At 66.7% G+C, this 25,590-nt stretch carries 20 protein-coding genes; 16 read left to right on the top strand and 4 right to left on the bottom strand.

Going from position 1 to position 25,590, the window contains the following annotated elements; all coding sequences use genetic code 11:
* Positions 1-26 precede the first annotated feature (26 nt).
* Both ASC87_RS06440 and ASC87_RS33585 read right to left on the bottom strand, forming a co-directional pair.
* Positions 27-5,861: a DUF3320 domain-containing protein gene (locus ASC87_RS06440; protein ID WP_235582077.1), complete on the bottom strand. Its 5,835-nt coding sequence runs from the start codon at positions 5,859-5,861 to the stop codon at positions 27-29.
* A 177-nt stretch (positions 5,862-6,038) separates the two neighbouring features.
* Positions 6,039-7,916, bottom strand: coding sequence for a diguanylate cyclase domain-containing protein (locus ASC87_RS33585; RefSeq protein ID WP_056658438.1), 1,878 nt, complete (start codon positions 7,914-7,916; stop codon positions 6,039-6,041).
* Between the two features lie 357 nt (positions 7,917-8,273).
* Here ASC87_RS33585 and ASC87_RS06430 point away from each other — a divergent pair, with 357 nt between their 5' ends.
* A complete protein-coding gene (locus ASC87_RS06430; RefSeq protein ID WP_056658518.1) occupies positions 8,274-8,798 on the top strand; it encodes a CinA family protein in 525 nt (174 codons plus the stop codon).
* Positions 8,799-8,827: 29 nt separating this feature from the next.
* Here the strand turns inward: ASC87_RS06430 and ASC87_RS06425 are convergent, their stop codons facing one another.
* The gene (locus ASC87_RS06425) at positions 8,828-9,244 is read right to left on the bottom strand and encodes an ester cyclase (RefSeq protein ID WP_056658436.1); all 417 of its coding nucleotides are present in this window, start codon (positions 9,242-9,244) and stop codon (positions 8,828-8,830) included.
* A 138-nt stretch (positions 9,245-9,382) separates the two neighbouring features.
* Between ASC87_RS06425 and ASC87_RS06420 the strand changes: the two genes are divergently transcribed.
* Positions 9,383-10,279 (top strand): helix-turn-helix transcriptional regulator, encoded by an 897-nt coding sequence (locus ASC87_RS06420; protein ID WP_056658434.1) that lies wholly within the window; start codon positions 9,383-9,385, stop codon positions 10,277-10,279.
* 25 nt (positions 10,280-10,304) lie between these two features.
* On the opposite strand, the gene ASC87_RS06415 is transcribed toward ASC87_RS06420, so the two are convergent.
* On the bottom strand, positions 10,305-10,559 hold the full coding sequence (locus ASC87_RS06415) for a hypothetical protein (RefSeq protein WP_056658432.1): 255 nt from the start codon (positions 10,557-10,559) through the stop codon (positions 10,305-10,307).
* Positions 10,560-10,818: 259 nt separating this feature from the next.
* Between ASC87_RS06415 and ASC87_RS06410 the strand changes: the two genes are divergently transcribed.
* The 14 genes from ASC87_RS06410 (at position 10,819) to ASC87_RS06345 (ending at position 25,587) form a co-directional block, all read left to right on the top strand.
* Complete coding sequence (locus ASC87_RS06410; RefSeq protein WP_056658430.1) at positions 10,819-11,847, top strand: GGDEF domain-containing protein; 1,029 nt, start codon at positions 10,819-10,821, stop codon at positions 11,845-11,847.
* Positions 11,848-12,061: 214 nt separating this feature from the next.
* Positions 12,062-12,787: a FadR/GntR family transcriptional regulator gene (locus ASC87_RS06405; RefSeq protein WP_056658427.1), complete on the top strand. Its 726-nt coding sequence runs from the start codon at positions 12,062-12,064 to the stop codon at positions 12,785-12,787.
* A complete protein-coding gene (locus tag ASC87_RS06400; RefSeq protein WP_056658425.1) occupies positions 12,784-13,710 on the top strand; it encodes an SMP-30/gluconolactonase/LRE family protein in 927 nt (308 codons plus the stop codon). The genes ASC87_RS06405 and ASC87_RS06400 overlap by 4 nt, the downstream gene beginning before the upstream one ends.
* Positions 13,711-13,723: 13 nt before the next feature.
* The gene (locus tag ASC87_RS06395) at positions 13,724-14,653 is read left to right on the top strand and encodes a hypothetical protein (RefSeq protein WP_056658423.1); all 930 of its coding nucleotides are present in this window, start codon (positions 13,724-13,726) and stop codon (positions 14,651-14,653) included.
* Positions 14,650-16,191 (top strand): sugar ABC transporter ATP-binding protein, encoded by a 1,542-nt coding sequence (locus ASC87_RS06390; RefSeq protein ID WP_056658420.1) that lies wholly within the window; start codon positions 14,650-14,652, stop codon positions 16,189-16,191. Before ASC87_RS06395 ends, ASC87_RS06390 begins: the two co-directional genes overlap by 4 nt.
* Positions 16,188-17,330 carry an ABC transporter permease gene (locus tag ASC87_RS06385; RefSeq protein WP_056658418.1) on the top strand — a complete coding sequence of 381 codons (1,143 nt, stop codon included), beginning with the start codon at positions 16,188-16,190 and terminating at the stop codon, positions 17,328-17,330. The genes ASC87_RS06390 and ASC87_RS06385 overlap by 4 nt, the downstream gene beginning before the upstream one ends.
* 24 nt (positions 17,331-17,354) lie before the next feature.
* The gene (locus ASC87_RS06380; protein WP_056658415.1) at positions 17,355-18,464 is read left to right on the top strand and encodes a substrate-binding domain-containing protein; all 1,110 of its coding nucleotides are present in this window, start codon (positions 17,355-17,357) and stop codon (positions 18,462-18,464) included.
* Between the two features lie 106 nt (positions 18,465-18,570).
* On the top strand, positions 18,571-19,554 hold the full coding sequence (locus ASC87_RS06375) for a TRAP transporter substrate-binding protein (protein WP_056658412.1): 984 nt from the start codon (positions 18,571-18,573) through the stop codon (positions 19,552-19,554).
* Between the two features lie 12 nt (positions 19,555-19,566).
* The gene (locus ASC87_RS06370; protein WP_056658411.1) at positions 19,567-20,508 is read left to right on the top strand and encodes a YncE family protein; all 942 of its coding nucleotides are present in this window, start codon (positions 19,567-19,569) and stop codon (positions 20,506-20,508) included.
* 12 nt (positions 20,509-20,520) lie between these two features.
* Positions 20,521-21,462 (top strand): amidohydrolase, encoded by a 942-nt coding sequence (locus tag ASC87_RS06365; RefSeq protein ID WP_056658409.1) that lies wholly within the window; start codon positions 20,521-20,523, stop codon positions 21,460-21,462.
* Positions 21,459-21,962 (top strand): TRAP transporter small permease, encoded by a 504-nt coding sequence (locus ASC87_RS06360; RefSeq protein ID WP_056658407.1) that lies wholly within the window; start codon positions 21,459-21,461, stop codon positions 21,960-21,962. The genes ASC87_RS06365 and ASC87_RS06360 overlap by 4 nt, the downstream gene beginning before the upstream one ends.
* Before the next feature lie 13 nt (positions 21,963-21,975).
* Positions 21,976-23,253, top strand: coding sequence for a TRAP transporter large permease (locus tag ASC87_RS06355; RefSeq protein ID WP_056658404.1), 1,278 nt, complete (start codon positions 21,976-21,978; stop codon positions 23,251-23,253).
* Between the two features lie 71 nt (positions 23,254-23,324).
* Positions 23,325-24,380 (top strand): 4-hydroxythreonine-4-phosphate dehydrogenase PdxA, encoded by a 1,056-nt coding sequence (locus tag ASC87_RS06350; protein WP_056658402.1) that lies wholly within the window; start codon positions 23,325-23,327, stop codon positions 24,378-24,380.
* 10 nt (positions 24,381-24,390) lie between these two features.
* Entirely contained in the window at positions 24,391-25,587 is a 1,197-nt protein-coding gene (locus ASC87_RS06345; protein ID WP_056658400.1) for an L-rhamnonate dehydratase, read from the top strand.
* Positions 25,588-25,590: the final 3 nt, after the last annotated feature.

Below are 25,590 nucleotides of genomic sequence, written 5' to 3'. Positions count from 1 at the left end.
AACGACGGGGATCCCGCGGCATCCGCTCAGGTCCTCAGCCGCACATGGTCTCCATGGACCACGGCGGCCTCGGCCGTCACCAGCCACTCGATGGCGTTGACGACCCTGGCCTCCGCGTCCGCTGGCGTCCGGGCCATTCCCAGCAAGCGGCAAGTTGTTCGCGCCAGGTCCTGCCTGCTCGATGAGCCGGCCTGTTCCAGGAGGTGCCTGACGATCGCCGCGACCTCTTCCAACGCAACCTCGTCGATGTGGCGGCGGGATTGTTCATTGCTGTCGGCCACCCGGAACCGGGACCATCCCGATGGGGTGGCTCCCTCGGGCCAGTAGAACGTGCGATCGCCTTCCTCGGTGCGAACCACCCGGGCCGGAATGATGTTGCGCAACCGCTCGACGATGCGTGCCCCCGTTCGCTCCAGGCTCCACGCCCGGGCCACGCGCTTGAACAGCACGGCTTCCAGGACGGGGCCCTCGGTGTCGATGACCATGTCGAGGCACTTGACCAGCGCCTTGGTGTGAGCCGGTTCGTAGAAGGACTCCGGCCGGCCGGCGGGCAGGGTGGCCGGGGCATATGGATCCAGCCGCGCACCCCGCTCAGCCGGCATGGGCTGATCATCCACGGGCATGCCGTTGCGGTCCTCGGCCCCCCCGATGTCAGCGCCTTCAGCCTCGGGGCCGGCCGTTCGTGCCTCCGCATGGGGTGCGGGCGCCTCTTCTTCGAGAAGAGACTGAAGCCTGTCCGCCAACTTCTCCAACTCTCCCTCGGGATTCAGCCACCACTCTGTCGACCAGATGCGGTGCATGCGCCACCCCAGCCCTTCGAGGACATGCTGGCGCAAGCGGTCGCGGTCCCGCGCCGTCGCACCCGAGTGGTAGCTGCGGCCATCGCATTCGATGCCGAGGAGGTACCTTCCTGGCGCACGTGGGTCCACGATGCCCAGGTCAATCCGATACCCAGAGCAGCCCACCTGCGGATGCACCACCCAGCCCTTGTCCCTCAGCATGCGGATGACCGCCGTCTCGAATGGACTGTCAGGCTCGCGGCCGGCCGGGACGCTCTGTTCGACCAAGGCCTTCGGGCCACGCAGCGCGAACTCCAGGTAGTGCTTCAGGTCACGAACACCGGTGGCGCGCACGCGCCCGAGGTCGATCTGCTCCGGCTTGAGCGTGCTGAAGATCACGACACGTTCGCGGGCCCGGGAGATGGCCACGTTGAGGCGGCGATGCCCGCCTTCGCCGTTCAGCGGGCCGAAGTTCATCGTCACCTTGCCAGCGGCATCCGGGCCGTAGGTGATCGAGAACAGGATGATGTCGCGCTCGTCGCCCTGGACGTTCTCGAGGTTCTTGATGAACAACGGCTCGTGGGCGGCCTGCGCAATGGCCTTGTCCAGGTCGACGTTGGTGCGTCGGCGGGCGTCCAGCAGCGTCTCGATCAGGGACTGCTGTGTCTGGTTGAAGGTCACCACCCCGACACTTCGGCTTCTTTCGCCTTCGTCGAGGAAGTGCCGTTCGATGGTCTGGACGATCGCCTCGGCTTCGGCCCGGTTGGTGCGTGATCCCCCGCGGTCGTAGACCCCATGCACGTGCTCGAAACGCACGGCGATGTCGTCGGTGACCGGAGAGGGGAAGGTCACGAGACGGGAGTCATAGTAGCGCGCGTTGCTGAACGTGATGAGGCTCTCGTGCCGGCTTCGATAGTGCCACTTGAGGCTCAGGCGGTTCATCCCGGCGCCGAGGCATTCGTCCAGGATGCTCTCGAGGTCTTCGACTTCTTCATCGCCGCTGGATGTGTCCGGGTCGCTGTCCGGCGATCGGTTGAAGAAGTTCGTGGGCGGGAGCTGCTTCGGGTCTCCGACGACAACGAGTTGCTTTCCGCGCGCGATGACACCGACGGCGTCCCAGACGGGAATCTGCGATGCCTCGTCGAACACCACCAGGTCGAACTGCGCGTGCCGGGCATCCAGGTACTGGGCGACCGACAGGGGCGACATGAGCAGGCATGGCTTGAGTTTAGGGAGGAGCGTGGGCAGCCCCTGCACCAGCTGGCGCACCGGCATGTGCCGGCGCTGCTTTGTCAGTTCCCTGCGCAAGCGCCCCATTTCGCTGTCGGCGCCAACGACGGGTGCCGTCGCGGCGGGCACCTTGCCGGCCAGGGTCGCGGCGATGTAGTCCTGTGTGAGTTTCTGGAACCTCGCGTCCGCGGCCCGGAACTCCTTGATCTTGCGCTCATGGTCCGCGCCCGAGAACGTCCTGAGGATCGGGTCTGTGTCGATCATCTTCTTCAGCCACCAGTTGCGGTAGCTGAACTCGAAATGATGCTCGACGCCGGAGAGCGGAACGTCGCCGCGCTCGACCGACGTGACCAACCCTTGCAACCCCTGCGCCATGGCCCGCTCTCGCACACTGCGCCAGTTGCACCAGGGCAGCAGGGAACGATGGGCCTGCGCCCATCGGCCGAGCACGCCCTGGAGGCGTGCCATCGCACCGTCGGCCTGGGGCGGTCCCGTCAGCGCCGCAACGGGTTGAGCCAATGGCTGGAGCCCTTCGAGGTTGGCGAGGAGGTTGCGGTAGGCGTCCCGGAACCCGAGCAACGTCCTGCCGGCCGGGCCGTCCGCAGACAAGAGCGCACGTTGATCCGAGACCAGGTGTTGAAGCCGCTCCTGGATCGGATGGGCCACGGCTGGGTCACCGCCGGCAACGCGCACCACGGCGTCTGCAAAGCTCGTGGCCCAGGTGGCGTGCTGCTCGACTTGCTGCCAGTCCGTCTGGACGCCTTCATAGGATTCCTGCAGGAGGGCCTCGGCATCCGCATGCATGCCGTGAAGCGTTTGATCTTCTTCGTTCACATCGGAGAGGGCGGCCAGGATGTCTGCGACCGACGCCGCCGGCGGCGGTTTGCCGTCATCGCGCATCGGTGCAAGGCGAGACAAGATCCCGCGCTTGGCGAACCACGACTTGGGCCACCAGGTGGACATGGCATGGCCCCATTGCCCTTGAAGCTCGGCCCCGTTCATCTTGGCCAGGTGGGGCTTCCAGCCAGGCCCCAGGCGTTGCCAGTGCGCCTGGCGGGAGCGGCCATGCCTGATCAACGCGCCGATGCGGGCCCGCGCGGCCGGGAGGTGTGCTTGCCTGGCCAGTCCGGGCGGCACCTTGGGGGCGGCCAACAGGATGTCCGCGAGCTGGTCGAGCGCCGCGAAGGCGTCCATGCTTTGGCCATCCACCGGAAGCTGAAGCACCTTCGCGAACGCGCCCCCCACCTCTTGCAAGGTGGCTGCGGAGGCAGCAGTCGACTGGGCAGCCGCCAGCAATGCGTCTTGCCACGAAGGCGACCACTCGAGCCGGCCGATCAGGGCGAGGGGGTGCTCACCCAGGCTGGGAAGCGCCTGGGCGAGGGCCGAGATCTGTCGGGCGGTCTCGCGCAGGGCGTCCAGCGCCTCGCGCGGATGGGTGTGGCCGTCAGCCCAGGGCATGTCCGATGCATGGCTGCCCGAGTTCGCGATGCAGGTGCCGATGGCGTCGAACACGGTCAGCCCGTTCCCGTGCTCACGGTGAAGCGTGTCCACGAGGGCGTTCAGCGCTTGTCGCAGCGCAGCCAGGCGCTCCGCTTCACGGTTCCAGTCGTTGGGGGCACGGGACCCCGACACCTCCAAGGCCTTGCCCAACTGCTGGAGGACCTCTGCCTTCTTGGCCTTGGAGGAGTGCAACTCCAGGCAGAAGGGAGCCAGGCCGATGTCGGACAGCCTGCGGTGCACCACCTCCAGCGCGGCCATCTTCTCGGACACGAACAACACGGTTCGCCCCTTCGCCAAGCTGTGGGCAATGAGGTTGGTGATGGTCTGGCTCTTTCCGGTGCCCGGCGGCCCTTCCAGGACGAGGTCTCTTCCGGCGTCCACCGCGCAGATGGCCTTGAGCTGGGAGGAGTCCGACAGCAGCGGCGCGTGGATGTCCTGGGGCCGGTGCGAGTCGTCCAGCCGCACATCGGGGTCCCCGTCGCTTTCAACCGCGAAGGCGTCGCCGGGATGGTCGATCAGGTGCCGAACCACCCGATTGCCCTTCAACTGTTCGGTGCGGTCCTGGAGGTCCTTCCACATCAGGTACTTCGTGAACGAGAAGATCCCGAGATGAGCCTGCTCGAGCACTTCCCATTTGGGAATTTCCCTGGTGGCCAGGCGAAACGCCTGGAGCACGCGGGGGACGTCGATGCCCTTGTCGTCCGTGGGAACGACATCGAGGCCACTGACCTTGAGTTCGAAGGCGTTCTTCAGCAGTTGGAGCAGTGTCGGGTTGATGATCGCTTCGTCATCGTGGCGGGCCAACCGGAAGCCGCTGCGAACCGATTGCCGGGTCATGGAGACGGGCACGAGGAGGATGGGCGCCAGGTGAGCGGCGTCTGCCTTCTCCGCTTCGGTCCATTTCAGGAATCCGATGGCGAGGTAGAGGGTGTTCGCGCCGCCCTCTTCCAGGCCCGTCCGCGCAGCGCTGTGCAGTGCCAGCAGATGCCCTTCCAATGACTCCGGGGACGCACGCGCGAGCAATTCCTTGTTGCCCAAGGCGTCGAGCGCCATGTCGTCCAGCGGGGAACGACCGTTGCGTTGTGTGTGAACCTGCGCCACGCGGGGGTCGTGGCCCTCCATCAGCAAAGGCAACGGCTTGATGTGGAACTCGGTGCCTTCCGACAGGGCATCTTCCAGTGCACACAGGTCCGGGGCAACGATCTGCAGGGTCGCCTTCGTGGATTTGAAGTTCAGCAGCCGGTTGCGCAGCGTCAGGTCGAGCAGCTTCGATTTCCACTTGGCCAGGCGACCTGCCGGTGTTTCGTCCGCAGGCAGGTCAAGAGGGGTGAGCGTCGCGGGATCGAGCGGCGGCAGGTTCGGTGCCGGTTCGATGCCTGGCGGGGTTTCGCCGATGGCCGCTTCTTCAGACTTCAGTGCACCAGCCTTCGAAGGCAGCGGCCTGATCTGGACTTCGCGGGCCTTGCAGATGTCCACGGCATACAAGAACGCCGCCTCGTCTCGAAGGTGTGCGTGTCCCTGCTCGACGGCAACCCTGAGCGAGGTGCGCTGGCTGGCGTGTTGGGCCAGGCCCGTCGTTTCGAATGCGAGAAACTCTCCGGTCTCCACCCGTTTCCGCACGGCCTGCACGTCGTCGGTCAACGGGTGGGCGAACGTCGCCTGGTGCAGCCACACGCCGATCCATGCGTGTCCCTGGTTCATCAGTACCACGGGTCGAAGGCCGGCTTGCTCGAGACAAGAGGAAAAGAGCATCGCCAGGTCCAGGCAGGTGGCCACGCGCCCGTCCAGGATGCGGTCAGGCGTGCGGATCTTCTGCCCGTCGTTGCCGAATGAGGCGGGAGGCTCGGCGTACTGGAGCGCCTTGCCACAGAGGGTGCTGTACAGCGCGGACACCTGTTTCCAGACGACTTCACGGCTCTTCGATTGGTAGCCGTTCATGGAAAGGTCGGGGTCGGACGATCGCAGGAGCCTCGATGCCTCTGCGATCAACGGGTCAACGGCCGGGTTGTTCGGCATGGAGAATGCCGCGAGCAACTCGGGCAGGGCGCGCGTGCCAGCCCACTGGTCATATGCGAGGACGTCGATCGGCCGGCTGACCTGGCTTGACGCGCCAGTACCTTGGCGCACGGAGATCGTGAGGGCCGCGGAGACCGTCTCCTGCAGGTCCGAGAGAAATGCGTGGTCAGGCTGCAGATCGATCGGCGCGATGGTGCGAGTTTCATGCGGTGCCAGCCGATCGAATCTCAGATCGGCACCTCGGGCGAACGGCGGGTTGCACCTCACCAACACCTGCAGGTCTTCCAGCGCAGCGCCGGTCAGGTTGGTGATCCGGATCGATCTGACGACCGGCACCGAATTCTGAATCGACGCGTAGCCAATGGTGTGGTCTGAGTCCACGTCAATGCGGACGGCCTGCTCGCCGGGTTGAACGGTTGGCGCGTTGCCGGAATGCGTTTGACTGTCCACGTGGTCACCCCCTTTGTTGGGGTGACTGTAAGCGCTCGGCGGCTGGGCCGATGCCACACCTTCTCAGTCCACGGTGCGCGAAGCGGCGCCCTCGAACGTTGCCGTGTTTTCCCAGGAGGCTCGGGCCTTCCCGGCCGATTTCGCGCGATACATGGCCGCGTCAGCCCTCGAGCGAAAGGCACCCGAGTGTTCATCGGGTACGTGAATCGCGATCCCGATGCTCGGTGTCGCGAAGCGCTGCGCGTCGCCGACACGATGAGGTTTCGACAAGTCACCCAGGACGCGCTCGGCCAGCGTCTCGATGTCTCGCCGGGTGCCGGCGTTCTCCGCAATCACTGCGAACTCGTCGCCACCCAGGCGCGCCACGACGTCCGTGGTGCGGACGGCTGCCCGCAGTCGCCGCGCCACTTCAACGAGCACGGCGTCTCCCGCCGCATGCCCCAGGCTGTCGTTGATGGACTTGAACCCGTCGAGGTCGACATACAGCAGCGCGAGGTTGGCGCCGTCGCCCGCTTTGGCCCGCGCGCTGCGCAGGATGGCTTCCTCGAGCTTCTCTTCGAAGCCTCGGCGGTTGGTGAGCGCGGTCAGGCTGTCGGCTCGGCTCAACGCGGCCAAGGTGGCCTCGTTGGCCTTCTTTTCGGTGACGTCGCGCGAGATCAGCGCGAAGCCATCTTCAAGCGGAACGATCTGGTGGTGCAACCAGATGCCTTCCAGGCCGGGGTCGTGGCATTCCATTTCGTTCTGTGCAGGCTTGCCCGTGGCCGCCACGTGATTGAACGCCTTCAGGTAGCGCCCTGTCGAGACAGGGAGTCGTTCGGAGAACGTGGCGCCGAGCAGCTCCGTGCGTGTTGTCGACAGTCCCTGCGCGGCCCGCTCGTTGCAATCGCGGATGCGCAGGTCCACGAGATGCCCGTCGGCGGGATCGCGAACCGCCTCGAGGATGAACACCGCGTCCAGGCTGCCTTCCAGCGCGGCCCGGAACGTGGCTTCCGCCGTGCGGGTGAGGCGACGACTCTCGTCAAGGGACCGGGCGAGCCGCAGCAGCATGAGGACGGCCGCGACCGTCCCGAAGGCCGTGACGATCGCCCAGCGCACGCTCTTCTCGCGGAACTGACGGTAGGGGGCGAGGGCCGTGTCTGCCGACACGGCGACCACCGCGTAGAGAGGGTAGCGCTCGACCTTGACCAATGCGGCGAAGCGCGCGCTGCCGTCAACCCGGCTCCGTCCGGGAAGCAAGGTTCGTTTCGACTCGGCGATCTGGCCGGCCACCACCAACGGGTCAAGGCGCTCGCCGAACGTCATGCGGCCTTCCGAGAGCCTCGATCGGTAGTAGCCGTCTTCCCCGAGCACGCCGATCGTGGTGCTCGAGACTTCATGCCGTCCGTACGGCACGGTGAGCACGCGAGGATCGACCATCGCGCAGACAATGCCCTGGAACTTCCCGTTCACCTCCAGGCGACGCGTGACGGGTATCCGGGACGCCCCGCTGACCACATCGGTCCATACCCGCCCCACGAAGACCTGGCGCTCGGACGACGTACGGTGCTGCTTGAAGAATTCCTCGTCCGCGACATATTGCACATGGGACGACGCGGTCGAGTCCTGAACGAAACCGGTGGCGTCGGCGATGAACATCGGATCCGCGAGACCCTTGTCGATGACGCCTGAAAGTTCGAGGCCCGCCAGCGTGGGGGCCGGATGCCGGCCGAGCGTGTAGTTGACGACGAGGGTGGAGCGGTTGACCTGGTCCATGGCCTCGGTGGTGCGAGCCGCCAGTTGCTGCGCCGTTCGGTCGACCGACGACTGGATGGACTGCACCTGCACCCGGTACTCGGACGCCAGGGCCCGGTGCGTTTCGACACCCAACAGGCCCAGGACCAGCCCCGCCACGCCGAGGACGGCGGCTTTTGCTGAGTGAGTGCGCAAGAAATTGAGCGCCATCGCGTCAACTTGTCCGGGAAGGACTCTGATGATCCATCGTTGAGGATAGCTCGCCGGGCCCGGGCCAGACGGTCGTAAACGGAACGAATCCGGGGGCTTTTCCGGGAACCGGACGGCCGAAGCTCGTGGCCGCGCGGCCCCGATGACTGCAGGAGCAACGAGGCTACGCCTGTAGGCACGCGGGACGCAAGAGGGAGCTGTCGGAAAACACCGTCGCGCGCGCGCGCCGTCGGCCGATGCACGACCGGGCCGCGCCGTGCCAAGCTGGGGCGTGCCAACCCTCAGGAGTGACACCATGGCTGACGACAAGAAGTCCACGGGCGGTCAGGATCGGCATTGAGCCGTTCGGAGGCCACGGTGGACACATCCGAGCTCATTCATTTCCTGAAGGCGCGGTCGCTGAAGCTCGTCACCGCGGAATCGTGCACCGCCGGGCTCATCGCATCGAGCATCGCGGACGTCGAGGGCGCGGGCGACTTGCTGGAATGCGCCTTCGTGGCCTATTCGCCCGCGGCCAAGGAACGCTGCCTGGGCGTGCGGCCCGAGACCATCGCCCGATTCAACCTCACGAGCGAGGCCGTGGCCCGCGAAATGGCGGAAGGTGCACTCCGGGGCAGCTGTGCCAGTCTCGCGATATCGAACACCGGTGTCACCGACGACGTGGACCCTGACATCCCGGCAGGCACGCAGTGCTACGGGTGGGCGTTCCGGGATGGCGACCGGTCACCGGTGGTGTTCTCGGAGACGCGCCAGTTCGACGGCGACCGCAACGAGATCCGCCGGCGCAGCGCCGACTACGCGCTTGCGCGCATTCCCCACTGGCATGCGTTGTTCGAGGCGCGCCACGGTGCGCCCACGGGCAGCAATGCCGCTTCGGCTTGATGGTGTGCTCGACATCGGTGCACAGGGCCTCAGGAACGCGGCAACCCGCCGATCTGCTGCATCAATCCGAGCAGGTCCGGTTGACCCACTTCGGAGACGATCTTCCCGGTCGAGAGCCGATAGATGTTCAGCGCTTGCACGGCAATCGTCTTGCCGGTGGGAGGCACGCCGAAGAAGGCTCCGCGGTGCGTCCCGCGCATCGTGAATCGCGCCGCGATGACATCACCTTCGATGACGGTTTCCTCCAGAGTCCACTGAATGTCGGGGAATCCGCCGCGCATCATCCCGATGATCTCCAGGTAGCCTTGTGGCCCGTGCACGGGTTCGGGGCGCCCCGGAACTTGAAACACGGCGTCCGGAGAAACCAACTCTGTGGCGAGCCGCGGGTCCGCGGTGTTGATGAACTCCACGAAGCGAGCCATGAACTGTCGGTTTGTCGTTTGCATCGGTGGTCTCGGACTGTCTATCAGGATGGGAGCCGGGGCATGGTGGCCGCCCGGCGCGTTCCCGTATTGTTCGAGTTGCCGGCGTGTTCGACACGATCAAAGTCGGTTGCAAAATGGTGAATATCGGACAATGGATCGATGCCGCACGGAACGAGACCCATCGAGATCGAGCAGGTCCAATATCAGCCCTCGGGCGAGAGCGCGCTGGACCTCGAGGTCTTCTCGATGTCGGACCTGAGACGAAGGGTGCCCCGGGCCCACCTGCAGCGTCACCACCGCTACGACTTTCACATGTTCGTGCACGTCAGACGCGGGATATGCCGCGCCGTGGTGGATTTCAGTCACATCGAGTGTGGTGCCGGATCGCTGCTGACCATTCGGCCCGGACAGGTTCACCGCTTCGGCCCGGGTAGCCGTTGGGACGCAAACCTGTTGCTGTTCCGACCCGAGCTGCTGCAGGTTTCGCAGGGCGAGGAACGCCTTCAGATGCATGAACTGATCGATGCGCTTCCTGGCCATCTGCGCCTCGACCGGTCGACGGGCAGGTTCTTGGCCGACACGCTCGCGCGGCTGGAGGAGGAGTGCGCGCTCGACGCCGGGCAACCGCTGCTGAACTGGCTGCTCCAGAGCGAACTGGCAACGCTTGTGACGCGGCTGCACATCTTTCACGCCGAGCAACAGCCGTCTGCCGGAACATCGTCCGATGCGTCGGAGCGCTTTCGTCTTTTCAAACGGCTTCTGGACGCAAAGGTGCATCAGTGGCATCACGTTTCGCGCTACGCACATGCCATGGGATGTTCCGAGAAGACACTCACTCGCATCTGCAGTGCGGTGGCTGGTGTCGGTGCGAAGGCCTTTATCGCCTCACGCCTTGCGCTGGAAGCCAAGCGCCTGCTGGTGCACACGGAGATGCCGATTTCTGCCATCGCGCAGCGGCTTGGCTTTGACGAGGCGACCAACTTCACCAAGTTCTTTCGCGGCATCGAAGGATGCACGCCAAGCGACTTCCGCCGTCAGTTCGATGTCTCGTTGTAGCCGCATTCGGCGATCGGGCCGCCCCTCAGTGCCGCCGGCTCAGGACCGCTGCCGCGATCACGTACGACGCCGCGACCGTGAGAAGGCCCTCGCAGACCGCGACGCCCAGTGGGTGCAACGCCTCGGCCAGGACGTTGAAGTCCAGCGCCCAGAGCAGGGCAACGTGAACACCGCCGAGGCCCGTCAGAACGACGGCGGCGGCCTCCAGCACAAGGGGCAGGTGGGCGCTGATCCGGCTTCCCGGGTGGAATCGCGTGTGCGTCGGCTGTGCGTGGAACATGCTGAATCTCCGGCAGGGGGCTTGCATTCATCATCGGCCCGGCGGCCGGTGCCTGGTCAGCAGAGAGGGCCGCTGCGATGTGTCGGACACTGCGCCGCTCGAAGGGTGGGGAGCAGGCCTTGCGCGCCGTCCGCCAACTGCGGATCAGGGGTCCGGTTCACGGCACCGGGCACGCGGGTTGCTGCCCGGGTTGATCGGTCACCACCCGGGCCCGGGAAGCCCTGGTACTCGACCTCTTGCGAGGGGCGCGTCCGCTGCCATGTCAGAACTGATTGACCACTTGGCCGAACTCACCGGATTCAGGGACCGTGACGTCCTCGACGTCACCTTGGTCGGATCGTTGCGGGAGATCCTGCACCCGAGGTCGGTGGCGATCTATCGGGTCACCGGAGACCCCGGTGAGGAGCGCTGGACAACCCGGGCACGCCTCGGCGCCTCCGATGCGGTGGCCGCGGCGGACCCCGCCTGGGCCGACCCGCAGACCTTGCCCCGGCTGGCGCTGTTCCCGTCCCGGGTGCGCGCCCTCGCCGGGGAGGCCGTGGTCGCGTCCGGCGCGAACGAATCGACGCACAGCACCTTCCCCGTCGAGTCAGACAAGGGTGTGGTGGGGGTGCTGGAGATCGAGACCGACGCCCCCCTTCCGGACGAGTCCGCGCGCCTTGTCACCAGCGTGCTCCGCATCTACCGCAACTTCCAGTGCCTCCTGGACTACAGCGAGCGCGACACGCTGACCGGGCTGCTGAACCGCAAGACGTTCGACGACAGCTTCCTGAAGCTGACGGGCGCGCCGCTTGCGGCCCGAGCCACGGCGGCGGCCACCGATGAAGCGGTGCCGCCGTTGCTGCACTGGCTCTCGGTCATCGACATCGACCACTTCAAGCGCGTGAATGACAACCATGGGCATCTGATCGGTGATGAAGTCCTGTTGCTGTTGTCCCGGCTCATGAACAGCTCCTTTCGCTTCCACGACCGCCTCTACCGTTTCGGAGGGGAGGAATTCGTGGTGCTGATGCGTTGCCCCGACGAGGAGGACGCCCGGCAGGTGCTCGAGCGGATGCGGGCCAACACGGCCGCCTACCGATTCCCGCAGGTGGGCACGATCACGGTCAGCATCGGGTTCACCCAGGTCGTCCAGGGAGACTCCCCGTCGGCCGCCTTCGAACGGGCCGACCGGGCCGTCTACCTCGCCAAGGAACAGGGGCGCAACTGCGTCCGCAGCCACGCCGACCTTGTCGCGTCGAGGGGGCGCGAGGATGCGCCCAGGACGGGGGACGTGGAACTTTTCTGAGGGCCCCAGGGTTGGGCTGGGCCCAACCCGCCCCCCCGTGGGGGTCAAGGAACTTGGGGCGGCCCGGCGTTTCCTTGAGAACGAGGTGGGCTGAACTCGGGAATTCCCGTAGTAAAACGGGAGTCCCAACTGGTACTCTAGCCAGACCAGTAGGCCAGTTCGCTGGCAATTCCGATCCGTTCTTCCTACCGACGTTCTTCCTACCGATAGACCTATGGAACTCATCGCCCGCATCCCCGGGGACAAAGGCCAGATCGCCAAGCGCACGGTCAAGGACCAGATCAGCGACAAGCTGATCTACATGATCCACTCCGGGCTGCTGCGCGTCGGCGACGAACTCCCCTCCGAGCGCGAACTCGCTTCCACGCTGGGCGTCTCGCGCGAGACCGTGCGCGCCGCGATGGGTGTGCTGCACGCGCGCAAGATGATCGAAGTGAGCCAGGGGGCACGCACGCGTGTGCTCGGCACGGGGCCTTACTCCCTGCACGAATCCGTCAGCACGCTGGGCAACCTGCGCGACCGGTCGTTCGAAGAGGTGGCCGAAGCGCGCGCCGCGGTCGAGGTGCAGGTGATCCGGCTGGCGGCCCAGCGCATCGGCAACAACGAATTGGCCCGGCTCGCGGTGCTCGTGCATGACCAGGAGTCGATGCTTGGCGATCCGGTCCGCTTCCAGATCTCCGACCGAGAATTCCACACCACGCTGTACAAGGCCTGCGGCAACGCGCTGCTCGTCGACGTGGTCTCCGACTTCTACGACTACGCGCTCGAGTTCCGGCGCCGGGCACTGCAGCGCCCGGGCGCCATCGCGCACAGCGTGGCCGAGCATCGCGGCATCATCGAGGCGTTGAAGACCCACAAGCCCGAAGCGGCCGCCGCGGCGGCTCGCAAGCACCTTGAACAGGTGCGCAAGACCACCCTCGACGAAATGGAGCCGAAATGAGCGCCATCATCGTCCACGACCCGCGAGCCGAATCGCTGGCGCGACCTGGTGAATCCCTGGAGCGCCTTGCTTCCGGTGCAGCATGGAGCGAAGGCCCGGTGTGGATGCACGAGGACGGCAGCGTGCTGTGGAGCGACATCCCCGCCAACCGCATGCTGCGCTGGCACCCGCGCGACGGCACGAGCGTGTGGCGCCACGAGGTCGAGTTCACCAACGGCCACACGCGCGAGGCCGACGGCGCGCTGCTGCACTGTTCGCACGGGCAGCGCGCGATCGTGCGCACGCGCTTCAAGGCCGGTCTCGCCGAGGCAACGGACGAAGTGCTCGTCAGCCACTACCAAGGCAGGCGCCTGAACTCCCCCAACGACGTGGTCGTCAAGCGCGATGGCACGATCTGGTTCACCGACCCGCCCTACGGCATCGTCTCGAACCACGAAGGTCACCAGGCCGAGTCCGAGCTGGGCGGCAACTACGTCTTCCGCTTCGATCCGGACAGCCGCACGCTGGACGTGGTCAGCACGTTCGTCGAAGAGCCCAACGGGCTGGCCTTCTCGCCCGACGAATCGGTCCTCTACGTCTCCGACACATCGGCGGCGCTGCGAAAGGATGGCGGCGGCCACCACCACATCGTCGCGTTCGACGTGGCCGCAGGCCGCACGCTCACGAACCCGCGTTTTTTCGCGGTGGTGAGCCCGGGCCTGTCGGACGGCTTTCGCATCGACGCGCGCGGCTGGGTCTACACCAGCAGCGCGGACAGCGTGCAGGTCTACCACCCTGACGGCACACGCCTCGCGGCCATTCCCGTGCCCGAGCGGGTCGGGAACCTGACGTTTGGCGGGCCCGAACGCGATGAGCTGTTCATCTGTGCGACCACGTCGCTGTACCGCATTCGGTTGAACGCGCGCGGCATCCAGACTCCTTGAAGACGGGAACAACATGAGCCGAGATACTTTGCTGCTGGTCGAGAAATGTTCGCACTGCTTCAGTTGGTACGACATTGAATCGGGCGAACGCATGCGCACGCTGAAGCTGCCCGAGTTTCCGCACGAGTTCGTCACCGACCGTGCCGGGCACTTCGCCTACGTCGGCCACTACGGTGTCGAGACCTCCGGCCACACCGGCCCGGGGGGCCACACGATTTTCCAGATCGACATTCGCTCGTCTGAACTGGTACGGTCTATAGACCTGTACCCGTTCAACCGGATCCATGGCTTGCAGATCGATGAGCAGGATCGGCTCTACGCACTCAGCGAAGAGAAGGCGGCACTGCTGGTGCTGGAGCGGCCGGCCGTCGACACCGCGCCCAGGCGTGCGGTGCCGTCCGGCGGCATCAAGAGCCACCTCTTCGCGCTGACGCGCGATGGGCAGACCGCTTACTGCATGAACCTGCTGAGCCACACGGTGACCAAGGTGCGGCCCTGGGACCCGCTGTTCGAGCCGGTGGCGTGTCATCCCGGCCAGAAGCCGGAAGGGTATTGCCTGAGCGAGGATGAACGAACGCTGTTCGTGAGCAACCGCTGGAGCAACACGCTCGCCGCGATCGACACGGCGACGATGACGGTCCAGCACGCCGCACCCTCGCGTGATGACGTGACACGCATCTACCGCGCGCGCGACGGCCGCCTGTTCACCAGCAACTACGGCGACCGCAGCCTCTCCGTCGTGGACCAGGTCTCCCTGGAGGAGACCGGCTACCTGAAGCTGGACGCCCGCGCCATCGCGCTGTCGTTCCACCCCACCAAGGCGTTGGCTTTCATCTCGCTCGACGACGATCGCGTGGCGGTGCTCGACACGGACACACTGCGCATCGAGCGCTTCATCGCGACGCAGCGCGAACCCGACGTGTCCAAGGTGGTGCTGCTGTGAACGCGCCGCACGCGCCCTTGCTGCAATTCTGCGGCGTCAGCAAGCGCTTCGGCGGAACCCAGGCGGTCGATGACGTGAGCTTCGACGTCCACGCCGGGGAGATCGTCGCGCTGCTCGGCGAGAACGGCGCCGGCAAGTCCACGCTGATCAAGCTGCTGGCCGGCATCTACCCGATCGATGGCGGCGAGATGCGCTTCGACGGCCGGCCCGAAGCCCAGTGGCGCAGCAGCGACCGCGCAAGCCAGCCGGTGGCCTTCATCCACCAGGATCTCGGGCTCGTGGAGTGGATGACGGTGGCCGAGAACGTGGCGCTGGGCACGGGCTACGCACGCCGCTTCGGGCTCATCGACTGGAAGGCGGCGCGTGCCACCGCGCGCCGGGTGATGGCGCGGGTCGGCTGCGACATCGATCCGGACCGCCGCATCTTCTCGCTCACCCGCGCCGAGAAGTCGCTGCTCGCGATCGGCCGTGCGCTCGAAGTGCAGGCCCGCCTGCTGGTGCTCGACGAGCCCTCGGCCAGCCTGCCGATGGCCGACGTGGAGCGCCTGTTCGTCGTGCTGCACGGGCTGCGCCGACAAGGCATGGCGATGATCTACGTCTCGCATCGCCTCGACGAAGTGATGGCGATCTCGGACCGTGCCGCGGTGATGCGCGATGGCAGGCTCGTGGCCATGCGCACCACGTCGCAGACCAGCGAGAGTGAACTCGTCAACCTGATCGTCGGCAAGGCGCTGGCGGCCTCGGTGCCAAAGGCCAGCGCGCTGCCCGGCGGCGAGACCGTGCTCGCGCTGGATCGTGCCGCCAGCGGCAATGCCGGCCCGGTCAGTTTCGAAGTGCGTCGCGGCGAAGTGGTGGGTCTGATCGGCTTGAGGGGCGCTGGCCATGAGGCGATCAGCCGGGCGCTGTTCGGCCGTGAACCCTTGTCCGCCGGCCGAATGACCGTGCTCGGGAAAGCGGTGACGTATCGAACCCCGGCCGATGCGATCCGCACCGGCGTGGCCTATGTGGCGGGCGAGCGCCTCGAAGAGAACCTTGCCGGCGCGATGAGCGTGCTCGAGAACCTGTTCCCGCACCCCTCGCTTCATGGCGACCGCGGCTTGGCGCTGGATCGGCGCCGCAGGGAAAGTGACGCGGCACTGGCCCTGATCAAACGCTTCGACGTGAACCCGCCCGCACCGCATGCCGAGGTGCAGCAGCTCTCGGGCGGCAACCAGCAGAAGGTCGTTTTGGCGCGCTGGTTCCACCTCGACAAGCCCCTCGTGGTGCTCGAGGAGCCGACAGCCGGCGTCGATGTCGGTGCCAAGCGCCAGATCTACGGCGTGCTGCGCGAACGTGCCGACGCGGGCAGCGCGCTGATCGTGGTCTCGACCGACTTCGAGGAAGTGGCCACGGTCTGCACCCGCGTGCTGGTGTTCCGCAACGGGCTGGTCGCCGCCGAACTCGTCGGCAAGGACATCACCGTCGAACGACTGCTTGCGCTCGCCGCCGGTGGCGCCGGGCACCAAACCGCTCATGAACAACTGGAGACAACGGCATGACTGCCTCGATCAAGTCCACGGCCCTGGAGCCTGACAGCGCACTCGACGGCGATGCGCTGACCGTCATGCAACGCCTCGGCCGCGCCATGCCGGTCTATGGCCTCGTCGTCCTGACCGTGGGCCTCGCGCTGTTGTTCTCCGCGCTGCTGCCCGATACCTTCCCGACGCTGTTCAACCTGCGCGCGATCCTTGCGGACAAGTCGGTGATCGCCCTGCTCGCACTGGCCGCGACCATCCCGATGATCACCGGCAAGATCGACCTGACGGTGGGCTACGGCATCGTGCTCTGGCACATCCTCGCGATCAGCCTGCAGACGAAACTCGGGGTGCCGTGGCCGCTCGCGGTGCTGATCGTGGTGGCCTGCGCGGCGCTGTTCGGCATGCTCAACGGCCTGCTGGTCGAGCTCGCGCAGATCGACTCGTTCATCGCCACGCTGGGCACCGGCACCGTGATCTATGCGGTGGCGATGTGGCACAGCGGCGGCCGCCAGGTGGTGGGTGACCTGCCCGAAGGCTTCGTCGGCATCGCCGGCGGCAGCCTGCTCGGATTGCCGGTGGGCGCGTTCTATGTGCTCGCGGTGAGCGTGGCGATGTGGCTGGTGACCGAGTTCACGCCGCTTGGCCGCGCGCTCTACGTGATCGGCGCGAACCCGAAGGCGGCGCAGCTCAACGGCATCGCGGTGCGCAAGCACGTGATGGGCGCGTTCGTCGCTTCGGGCGCGCTGTCGGGCTTTGCCGGCGTCCTGCTGGCCTCGCGGCTGCAGATCGGCCAGGCCAGCGTCGGCCTGGAATTCCTGCTGCCGGCGCTGGTCGGCGCCTTCCTCGGCTCGACGACGATCCGGCCCGGGCGTGTCAACGTCTGGGGCACCTTGGTCGGCGTCGCGATCCTCGCGATCGGCATCTCGGGCATCCAGCAGTTCGGCGGCGCGTTTTATGTCGAGCCGCTGTTCAACGGCCTGACGCTGCTGGTGTCGATCGGCATCGCCGGCTGGGCGCAGCAGCGCCGCAATGTGTCGATCAAGCGGCGCATCGCCGCACGCCAGCTCGGCACGGGCGCGGCCGAGCGCCCGCCCGGCGAGACCGCCGCCGCATCGGCAACCCCTTCCCCGGAAGCCGCGCATCAAGCGGCAGCCCACTGAAGCAACCCACCAGGAGACTTTCCCATGAGCAAGAAACTGTCGCGCCTCGGCGCACTGGCCTTGGCACTCGCGACTGCCGGCTTCGGCAGCCACGCATTGGCCGACGACTTCCTCGAGGCGGCGAAGCAGAAGGTGGCGGTCGCCACGATGTCCAAGGAAAAGTGGGACGGCCCGAGCACCGGACCGAAGGCGGCGGCCGGCAAGACCATCGTGTTCGTCGCCGGCGACCTGAAGAACGGCGGCATCCTCGGTGTCTCCAAGGGCGTGGAGGAGGCCGGCAAGGCGATCGGCTGGAGCGTGCGCGTGGTCGACGGCCAGGGCACGGTCAGCGGGCGCACCGCCGCGCTGAACCAGGCGCTCGCGCTGAAGCCGGCCGGCATCGTCGTGGGCGGCTTCGACACCACCGAGCAGAAGGTCGCGTTCAAGAACGCGGCGAAGTCGGGCGTGCCGCTGGTGGGCTGGCACTCCGGAGAGATGCCGGGGCCGAACGACAAGGCGGGGCTGTTCGCCAACGTCACCACCGTGACCGATGCCGTCGCCGACGTGGCGGCCTCATGGGCCGTGGTGGACTCCGGCGGCAAGGCCGGCGTGGTGATCTTCACCGACTCGCAGTACGCGATCGCGCTGTACAAGGCGCGCGCCATGGAGGCGGTGATCAAGAAATGCGGCGGCTGCACGGTGCTGAGCTTCGAGGACAGCCCGATCTCCGAGAGCTCGACACGCATGCCCCAGCTCACGACCTCGCTGCTGCAGCGCTTCGGTGACAAGTGGACGCACTCGCTCGCGATCAACGACCTGTACTTCGACTTCATGGGCCCGTCGCTGAGCGCGGCCGGCAAGAAGGGTGACAGCAACCCGAAGGCGGTGTCGGCCGGCGACGGCTCCGAGGCCGCCTACCAGCGCATCCGCAGCAAGCGCCACCAGGCCGGCACCGTGCCCGAGGCGCTGAGCATGCAGGGCTGGCAGATCGTCGACGAACTCAACCGCGCGTTCAACAAGGCGGCGTGGTCGGGTTACGTGCCGAAGGTGCACCTGGTGACGGCCGAAAACGTCGCCAAGGACGGCGGGCCGAAGAACCTCTTCGACCCCGACAACGGCTACCGCAACGAGTACCGGAGGATCTGGGGCAAGTGATCCGCCGCGGCACTGGCTCGACGCGAGCCGGTGCCGCACGAGACACGCCTTTTTTTGCCGCCACTGGTACGGTCAACGGACCTGTAGACAAGCAGAGGGACATCAGATGAAGCGCAACACATTCCTGGCCGCCTTGCTGGCCACCATCGCTGGCGGGCTGGCCCCCAGCCTGACCATGGCGCAGACCAAGCTGCGCTTCGCCCACGCCGGCCCGGAGTCGTCGTCGCAGCACCTTGCCGCGCTCGAGTTCGCCAAGGCCGTCAAGGAACGCAGCAAGGGTGCGCTCGAGGTGCAGGTGTACCCGAGCAGCCAGCTCGGCAACGACGCCACGGTGATTGGCGCCGTGCGCGGCGGCACCATCGACATCATGATGGCCGGCAGCGTCAACTTCGCCGGCCTGACGCCGCAGATCGGCGCGCTCGACCTGCCGTTCCTGTTCCGAAGCCCGGAGCACGCCTACAAGGTGCTCGACGGCAAGGTCGGCAACCAGCTGCTGGCCGGGCTCAAGACGCACAACCTCACGGGGCTCGGCTGGTTCGAGGTGGGCTTTCGCTGCATCACCACCAAGAACCGGCCGGTGCGCACCCCCGACGACGTCAGGGGCCTGAAGGTGCGCACCACGCCCAACCCCTCGCACATCCTGGCCTTCAAGCTGCTGGGCGCGAACCCGGTGCCGATGCCGCTGGGTGAGCTGTACCAGGCGCTGGAAACCGGCGCGGTCGATTCGCAGGAGCACCCGATCGCGATCACGCACGCGGCCAAGTTCTACGAGGTGCAAAAGCACCTGACGATGAGCCGCCACGCCTACACCGCGATGCCGGTGGTGATGACCCGGGCCAAGTTCGACGCGCTCTCGCCCGAGCTGCAGAAGGTGCTGGCGGAGTCGGCCCAGGCCGCCGGCCGCTTCCAGCGCGAGCTGAACACCAGGGACGAGGCCAAGATCATCGCCGACCTGCGCGCCAAGGGCATGACGGTGCTCGAGACCTACGACGCCGCTCCGTTCCGAAAGCTGGTGGGCGACGAGACCCGCAAGGCCTTCGTCGACAAGAACGGCGCCGAGCTGCTGGCCGCCGTCGACGCGACGAACTGAGCGAGCCTGGCCATGTCGGACCTGCTTCTGCTGGTGCAGAAATGCGCCCATACCTTCAGCGTCTATGACCTCGACAGCGGGGCCGCGCTGAAACACATCGTGCTGCCCAACTTCCCGCACGAGTTCACCCTCGATGCAGCGCGGCGCTACGCGTACGTCGGCCTGTTCGGCATCGAGACCGCCTGGTCACGCGGCCACGACGGCGACCACCGCATCGCGGTGATCGACCTGGCCAGGCGCGAGCATGTGCGCATGCTCGACCTGTGGCCGTACCGGCGGCCGCACGGCATGGCCTGCGACGGCCAGGGCCGGCTGTACGCGATGAGCGAGGCGCAGGACACGCTGCTGGTGTTCGACGACCCGCAGGTGCAGGACGTGCCCAACATGGCCGTGCCTTCGGGCGGCATCAAGACCCACCTGGTCACGCTGAGCGCCGATGCGCAATGGGCGTACGGCGTGCACCTGCTGTCGAACACGGTGACCAGGTTCCACCCGCGCAACCCGACCGTCGCCCCGGTGGCGGTGCTGCCTGGACCGCGGCCCGAGGGCAATGCCTTGTCGAAAGACGAACGCACGCTGTTCGTCGCCAACCGCGGTGACGACACGCTGGTGGAGATCGACACCTCGACCATGACGCTGGGCCGGCGTGTCAAGACGCGGCGCGACCCGAACCGCATCTACCGCCACGACCGCGCCGACGGCCGCGAGCTGCTGCTGCTCACCAACAGCGGCGAGCGGTCGCTGTCGGTCTTCGACGCGGCGTCGTTGCAGGAGGTGGCCTGCATCGAGCTGCCCGCGAATCCGACCGCGCTGTCGTTCCACCCGACCCGCGCGCTGGCCTATGTGTCGTTCCAGGACGATCGCGTGCGTGTGCTGAACCTGGCCACGTGGCAGTTCGAACGCGAGATCACGACGCTGCGCGAGCCGGACGCGTCGTTCGTGTTGTGTGCCTGAGGCCCCGCCATCATGTGCATCGTGCCACGCGCCATCGTCGACAGCCACCACCACCTGTGGCGGCTGGACACGGGGTCCTATCCCTGGCTGCAGCAGCACTACGACCCCCGGGCCTTCATCCTCGGTGACTACGCGGCCTTGTGCCGCGACTTCGGCGTCGCGGAGTACCGGGCGGCCACCGAGAACCAGCCCATCGTCGCGACCGTGCACGTCGAGGCCGAGCGCGAGCGCTCGCAGGCGCTGGCCGAGACCGCATGGCTGCACCAGCTGCAGGCCACGCACGGCCTGCCCGATGCGGTCGTGGCCTGGGTCGACCTGCTGGCACCCGATGCCGACGAGCGCCTGGCCGAACAAGTGGCTTATCCGCGCGTTCGCGGCGTGCGCTTCAAGCCGCTGACGGCGCGCCGTCCCGAGGAATCGGTGCGTGCGCGGCCCGGCGCGCTGCAAGACGCGCGTTGGCCCGGCGCGCTCGAGCGCTTGCGCCGGCTCGGCCTGTCGTGGGACCTGCGGGTGCCGTTCTGGCATCTCGAAGAGGCCGCCGCCCTCGTCGCGGAGGTGCCGGGCCTGCCCGTGGTGCTGGAACATGCCGGCCTGCCCAGTGACCGCAGCGACGCCGGGCTGACCGCCTGGCGGCGCGGCATGGCGGCGTTGGCGCGCCACGAACAGGTGCAGGTGAAGCTGTCCGAGTTCGGGTTGCGCGATGCGCCTTGGCGCTTCGATGACAACGCGCTGATCGTGCGCGAGACGGTGGCGATCTTCGGTTGGCAGCGCTGCATGTTCGGCAGCAACTTTCCGGTCGCTTCGCTGCGTGTGGACTGCGCCGCGCTGGTGCGTGCGATGAGCGGCGCGCTGGTGCACCTGCCGCCCGAGGCACGCCGGGCCATCTGGCACGACAACGCGATGCGCTTCTACCGCATCGACCCGAGGCAACAACCGATGGAGACAACACCATGATTCCCCGCTTTGCGATCCGCGCGATCGAATGGCTGCTGGTCGCCTTGCTGGCCGTGATGGTCGTGCTGGTGTTCGGCAACGTCGTGCTGCGCTACGCCTTCAACTCCGGCATCGTCTTCTCCGAGGAGGTGTCGCGCTTCCTGTTCATGTGGCTCACCTTGCTGGGCGCGATGATCGCCATGCACGACGGCGCGCACCTGGGCATGACCAGCCTGGTCGCACGCCTGCCGGTGGTGGGCCAGCGCCTGTGCCGCTTCGTTGCCGACACGCTGATGCTGGTGTGCTGTGCGCTCCTGGCGCACGGCACCTGGAAGCAGGTGGTGCTGGCGATGGACGACCACGCGCCGGTTTCGGGCGTGCCCATCGGCATCGTGTTCTCGGCGCTGCTGGTGTGCAGCGTGGGCATCGCGCTGATGCTGGTGCATTCGCTGTGGCGCCAGCTCAGCGGCGCGCTGCCGGCGGCGGAGCTGGTGATGAACAACGCCGCCAGCGCCGAATAGGAAAGAGACTGCCATGACCATCACGGTATTCATCACGTCGCTGCTCGGTGCCATGGGCCTGGGCATGCCGATCGCATTTGCGCTGTTGCTGTGCGGTGTCGCGCTGATGCTGCACCTGGGCAACTTCGACACCCAGATCCTTGCGCAGAACCTGCTCGAAGGCACGAACAACTATCCGCTGATGGCCGTTCCGTTCTTCATGCTCGCCGGTGAGCTGATGAACGCTGGCGGCCTGTCGCAACGCATTGTCCGCGTGGCCGACGCCCTGGTCGGCCATGTGCGCGGCGGCCTGGGTTACGTCGCCATCATCGCGACTGCGATCGTCGCCAGCATCTCCGGCTCGGCGGTGGCCGACACCGCGGCGGTGGCCGCGCTGCTGATCCCGATGATGCGCAACGCCGGCTACAACGTGCCGCGCGCGGCCGGCCTGATCGCGGCCGGCGGCATCATCGCGCCGGTCGTGCCGCCGTCGATCGCGCTGGTGGTGTTCGGTGTCGCGGCGCAGCTGTCCATCACCAAGCTGTTCCTCACCGGCCTGTTCCCCGGGCTGATGATGGCGCTGACGCTGGCTTTCACCTGGTGGTTGTGCGCCAAGAAGGAACCCGGCGCCGGGCCGCGGAAGTTCGAGCCGCGCGCGCTGGCGGCCGCGCTGGTCGACGGCGTGTGGGCGCTGGCGTTGCCGCTGGTCATCATCGGCGGCATGAAGTTCGGTGTCTTCACGCCCACCGAGGCCGCGGTGGTGGCGGTGGTCTATTCGCTGCTGGTCGGCGCGCTGGTCTACCGCCAGCTCGACCTGAAGAGGCTGCCGGCGCTGATGCTGACGGCGGCCAAGACCTCCAGCGCGGTGATGTTCCTCGTGGCCTGCGCGCTGGTGTCGGCCTGGCTGATCACGATCGCCGACATCCCGGCGCAGGCCACGGCCCTGCTCGAACCCTTCATCGACAACAAGATCCTGCTGATGTTCGTGATCATGGTGCTGGTCGTCGTCGTGGGCACCGCGCTCGACCTGATGCCCACGGTGCTGATCCTGACGCCGATCCTGATGCCGGTGATCACCAAGGCCGGCATCGACCCGCTCTACTTCGGCGTGATGTTCATCATGAACAACGCCATCGGCCTGCTGACGCCGCCGGTGGGAACGGTGCTCAACGTCGTGTCCGGCGTGGCGCGCACCAACCTCGACACGGTCATCAAGGGCGTGTGGCCGTTCCTGCTGGCGCAGACGCTGCTGATGTTCCTGTTCGTGTTGTTCCCGCAGCTGGTGATGGTGCCGGCGCGGTGGTTCTATTGAGGCCTATCCCACATACAAGCGCTAGGCTGGGATCAGCAAGAAACGCGGAATCAAAATCGATTGAGGTGACCATGAAAAACTCTGCAGACCAACCCGTTGTCGCGCTGACACTGGGCGACCCCGCCGGCATCGGGCCGGAATTGATCGCGCGCCTGCTGGCACGGCGTGACCTGGTGGCGCAGGCCAACGTCGTGCTGGTCGGCGACCCGTGGCTGTGGGCCGACGGCCAACGCATTGCCGGCATGAGCGTGGCGACTACGCCGGTCGCCTCGCTGTCCGCCGTGCGTGGGCGCAGCGACCTCGCGACACCCGCCTTTCTCGCCATCGACACCGTGCAGCCCGAGCAGGTGCATCGCGCCCGCGCCGAGGCGCCGGGCGGCGCCTCGGTGCTGAAGGTGCTGGACCGCTGCATGGACGCGGCGCTCGCGCGCGAGATCGACGCGATCTGCTTCGCGCCGCTGAACAAGCACGCGATGAAGCAGGGCGGGCTGAAGCACGAAGACGAACTGCACCACTTCGCGCAGCACCTGGGCGTGACCGGCTACTTCTGCGAGTTCAACACGCTCGAAGGCCTGTGGACCTCGCGGGTCTCGTCGCATGTGCCGCTCAAGGACGCGCCGAAGTACCTCGACAAGGCCCGCATCGTGGCCGCCGCGAGCCTGATCTACCGCTCGCTGCAAGCCAACGGCGTGGCGCAGCCGCGCGTCGCGGTGGCGGGCTTCAACCCGCACAACGGCGACGGCGGCACCTGCGGCCGCGAGGAAATCGACATCATCGAGCCGGCCGTGCGCGAGCTGGGTGCGCTCGGTTTGCCGGTGGCGGGGCCTTATCCGGCGGACACCATCTTCCTGAAGGCACGCGACGGCGAACTCGACGCCATCGTGACCATGTACCACGACCAGGGGCAGATCGCGATCAAGCTGATGGGCTTCTCCAAGGGCGTCACGGTGCAGGGCGGGCTGCCGGTTCCGATCACCACGCCGGCCCACGGCACGGCCTACGACATCGCCGGACTCGGCAAGGCCAACGTCGACGCCACCGCCAACGCATTCCAGATCGCCTGCCGCATGGGCCGTGCCTACCGCGATGGCCAGTCTCTCTTCGGCCAACCCACCTCCAACCAGTGAGCCTCAAGCCATGAAAATCAAGTCCGTGCGTGCCCGTGTCTTCGAGTGGAAGGGCAAGACCGTTCCACCGCAGGGAAACTTCTGCTCCAACGCGATGGACCTGGTGTACGACAACCAGGCCAACCGGCATGCTGCCGGCAAAGACACGATGAACACCTTCCGCTTCCACGGCTGGACCGTCGTGGAAGTGGAGACCGATGACGGCATCGTCGGCCTGGGCAACGTGGCGCTGGCGCCGAGGATTGCCAAGGCCATCATCGACGAATACCTCGCACCGCTGGTGATCGGCCAGGACCCGTGGGACTACGAGTACCTGAACCAGCGCATGTACCGCGCCACGCACGCCTGGGGCCGCAAGGGCGTGGGCATGGCAGCCATCTCGGCGGTCGACATCGCGATCTGGGACATCCTGGGCAAGTCGGTCTCCAAGCCGGTGTTCAAGCTGTTGGGCGGGCGCACCAAGGAGAAGATCCCCTGCTACTACAGCAAGCTGTACCGCACCGACCTGAAGGAGATGCAGGCCGAGGCGAAGAAGTTTCTCGACCAGGGTTTCCGGGCGTTCAAGATGCGGTTCGGCTACGGCCCGGCACACGGCCAGCAGGGCGTGGTCGAGAACCTGAAATCGGTCGAGGCGGTGCGCGAGGTGATCGGGTATGACAACGACCTGATGCTCGAGTGCTACATGGGCTGGAACCTGGAGTACGCGAAGCGCATCCTGCCCAAGCTCGAGAAGTACCAGCCGCGCTGGCTCGAAGAGCCGGTGATCGCCGACGACATCGACGGCTACGCCGAGCTGAACCAGCTCACCAGCATCCCGATCTCGGGCGGCGAGCACGAGTTCAGCTTGTACGGCTTCAAGCAGCTGCTCGACCGCAAGGCGGTGTCGGTGGTTCAGTACGACACCAACCGCGTGGGCGGCATCACGATGGCGCACAAGATCAATGCGCTGTGCGAGAGCTACAGCGTGCCGGTGATCCCGCACGCCGGACAGATGCACAACTACCACCTCACCATGAGCAGCCTGAACTGCCCGATGAGCGAGTACTTCCCGGTCCACGACGTGGAGGTCGGCAACGAGCTTTTCTACTACATCTTCGACGGCGATCCGGCCGCGGAGAACGGCTTCCTGCAACTCGACGACCACACGCCGGGCCTGGGCCTGACGTTGAAGACCGAGTACCTCGACCAGTTCAACATCGTGGAGTGACAC

It is taken from the genome of Rhizobacter sp. Root1221 (genome assembly GCF_001425785.1).
Classification (GTDB): Bacteria; Pseudomonadota; Gammaproteobacteria; order Burkholderiales; family Burkholderiaceae_C; genus Rhizobacter.
Note: the sequence above shows the minus strand (reverse complement) of the source record. Positions and strands in the feature narration are given on the sequence as shown.

Bases quoted from the DNA above. Each gene is read 5' to 3' on its own strand.
- ASC87_RS33585 (WP_056658438.1), bottom strand. From the start codon at position 7,916: ATGGCGCTCAATTTCTTGCGCACTCACTCAGCAAAAGCCGCCGTCCTC.
- ASC87_RS06425 (WP_056658436.1), bottom strand. From the start codon at position 9,244: ATGCAAACGACAAACCGACAGTTCATGGCTCGCTTCGTGGAGTTCATC.
- ASC87_RS06420 (WP_056658434.1), top strand. From the start codon at position 9,383: ATGCCGCACGGAACGAGACCCATCGAGATCGAGCAGGTCCAATATCAG.
- ASC87_RS06415 (WP_056658432.1), bottom strand. From the start codon at position 10,559: ATGTTCCACGCACAGCCGACGCACACGCGATTCCACCCGGGAAGCCGG.
- ASC87_RS06410 (WP_056658430.1), top strand. From the start codon at position 10,819: ATGTCAGAACTGATTGACCACTTGGCCGAACTCACCGGATTCAGGGAC.
- ASC87_RS06405 (WP_056658427.1), top strand. From the start codon at position 12,062: ATGGAACTCATCGCCCGCATCCCCGGGGACAAAGGCCAGATCGCCAAG.
- ASC87_RS06400 (WP_056658425.1), top strand. From the start codon at position 12,784: ATGAGCGCCATCATCGTCCACGACCCGCGAGCCGAATCGCTGGCGCGA.
- ASC87_RS06395 (WP_056658423.1), top strand. From the start codon at position 13,724: ATGAGCCGAGATACTTTGCTGCTGGTCGAGAAATGTTCGCACTGCTTC.
- ASC87_RS06385 (WP_056658418.1), top strand. From the start codon at position 16,188: ATGACTGCCTCGATCAAGTCCACGGCCCTGGAGCCTGACAGCGCACTC.
- ASC87_RS06380 (WP_056658415.1), top strand. From the start codon at position 17,355: ATGAGCAAGAAACTGTCGCGCCTCGGCGCACTGGCCTTGGCACTCGCG.
- ASC87_RS06375 (WP_056658412.1), top strand. From the start codon at position 18,571: ATGAAGCGCAACACATTCCTGGCCGCCTTGCTGGCCACCATCGCTGGC.
- ASC87_RS06370 (WP_056658411.1), top strand. From the start codon at position 19,567: ATGTCGGACCTGCTTCTGCTGGTGCAGAAATGCGCCCATACCTTCAGC.
- ASC87_RS06365 (WP_056658409.1), top strand. From the start codon at position 20,521: ATGTGCATCGTGCCACGCGCCATCGTCGACAGCCACCACCACCTGTGG.
- ASC87_RS06360 (WP_056658407.1), top strand. From the start codon at position 21,459: ATGATTCCCCGCTTTGCGATCCGCGCGATCGAATGGCTGCTGGTCGCC.
- ASC87_RS06355 (WP_056658404.1), top strand. From the start codon at position 21,976: ATGACCATCACGGTATTCATCACGTCGCTGCTCGGTGCCATGGGCCTG.
- ASC87_RS06350 (WP_056658402.1), top strand. From the start codon at position 23,325: ATGAAAAACTCTGCAGACCAACCCGTTGTCGCGCTGACACTGGGCGAC.
- ASC87_RS06345 (WP_056658400.1), top strand. From the start codon at position 24,391: ATGAAAATCAAGTCCGTGCGTGCCCGTGTCTTCGAGTGGAAGGGCAAG.